This is a genomic window from Microbacterium sp. (assembly GCF_047972865.1).
Lineage (GTDB): Bacteria > Actinomycetota > Actinomycetes > Actinomycetales > Microbacteriaceae > Microbacterium.
Genome location: NZ_JBKEAY010000142.1, coordinates 1 through 1,831 on the forward strand (window position 1 = coordinate 1; position 1,831 = coordinate 1,831).

General features: G+C 67.0%; 1 protein-coding gene and 1 pseudogene. Both read left to right on the forward strand.

Features of this window, described 5'->3' with window-relative positions:
• Positions 1-173: 173 nt before the first annotated feature.
• On the forward strand, positions 174-1,076 hold the full coding sequence (locus tag ACK5KK_RS08745; protein ID WP_416889703.1) for a F0F1 ATP synthase subunit gamma: 903 nt from the start codon (positions 174-176) through the stop codon (positions 1,074-1,076).
• A 22-nt stretch (positions 1,077-1,098) separates the two neighbouring features.
• Positions 1,099-1,831 (forward strand): annotated as a pseudogene (locus ACK5KK_RS08750) (F0F1 ATP synthase subunit beta); the annotation flags it as partial.

Consider the following 1,831-nt stretch of genomic DNA (forward strand, 5'->3'; position numbering starts at 1 on the left):
GCCGGGTCACCGACGCGTTCCTCCTGGAGTTCCAGGGGGGGAAGGGCCAGGCGATCAACAAGCCCGGCCACGAGGAGCACGAGGCGATGGGCGCCGAAGACGTGAACCAGGAGCAGATCGTCCGGGGTCGTCGCGGCTGAGGCCGGGCACCGCACCGTCGAGACGAAGAACCTATGGGCGCACAACTCCGGGTCTACAAGCAGAAGATCAGCTCTGCTCAGACCACCAAGAAGATCACGAAGGCGATGGAACTCATCGCGGCGTCGCGCATTCAGAAGGCGATGGGTCGCGTGCGCGCCTCTTCGCCGTTCGCGCGTGCCGTGACGCGTGCCGTGTCGGCCGTCGCGACGCACTCAAACGTGCAGCATCCGCTCACCACCGAGCGCGAGGCCATCCGCCGCTCTGCGGTCGTGATCTTCGCGTCCGACCGCGGACTGGCGGGGGCGTTCAACTCGCAGATCCTGCGCGAGGGCCTAGAACTGGGTGAGTTGCTGCGTTCCGAGGGCCGTGAGCCGGTCTACTTCCTCATCGGCCGCAAGGCGGTGGGCTACTTCCAGTTCCGCCGCATGGAGGCCGCCGGGGAGTGGACCGGTGACACCGACACGCCGCACTTCAACACGGCTGAGCAGATCGCCAGCGCACTGCTGGACGCCTACGACCGCAGCGGCGAGCACGACGGCGTGGACGAGATCCATCTCGTGTACAACCGGTTCGTCAGCATGATGACCCAGACGCCCGAGACGGTGCGCCTGCTCCCGCTCGAGGTGGTCGATGCCGACGATGACGCGCCGGCGGCGACCCAGGTGTTCCCGCTCTACGAGTTCGAACCGAGCCCCGAGGTGGTGCTGGATGCCTTGCTCCCGGTGTACGTGCAGAGCCGCGTGTTCAACGCGTTGCTGCAGTCGTCGGCCGCCAAGCACGCCGCCACCCAGAAGGCGATGAAGTCGGCCAGCGACAACGCCGACAAGCTCATCACCGACTACACCCGCCTGCGCAACAACGCGCGCCAGGCTGAGATCACGCAGCAGATCGCCGAGATCGTCGGCGGCGCCGACGCTCTGGCGTCGGGCAAGTAAGACCCCACCGAAAGAGAAGACAATGACCACCGTCACTGCCGAAGCCACCGCGACCGCGGTTGTCGGTCGCGTTGCGCGCGTCACCGGCCCCGTCGTCGACATCGAGTTCCCGCACGATGCGATCCCCGACATCTACAACGCGCTGACGACCACCATCACGGTCGACGGCGCCTCCACCGAGATCACCCTCGAGGTGGCCCAGCACCTGGGCGACGACCTGGTCCGGGCGATTTCGCTGAAGCCGACCGACGGCATGGTCCGCGGCCAGGAGGTGCGCGACACTGGCGGCCCGATCACGGTTCCGGTGGGCGACGTGACCAAGGGTCGCGTGTTCAACGTGACCGGTGATGTGCTCAACGCCGAGCCCGGCGAGACCATCGAGGTCACCGAGCGGTGGGGCATTCACCGTCCGGCGCCGAGCTTCGACCAGCTGGAGTCGAAGACCCAGATGTTCGAGACCGGCATCAAGGTCATCGACCTGCTCACCCCGTACGTGCAGGGTGGCAAGATCGGTCTGTTCGGTGGTGCTGGTGTCGGCAAGACCGTCCTCATCCAGGAGATGATCCAGCGCGTCGCCCAGGACCACGGCGGTGTGTCGGTGTTCGCCGGTGTCGGCGAGCGCACCCGTGAGGGCAACGACCTGATCCACGAAATGGACGAGGCCGGCGTCTTCGACAAGACCGCGCTCGTGTTCGGCCAGATGGACGAGCCGCCCGGGACGCGTTTGCGCGTCGCGCTGTCGGCGCTGACGATGG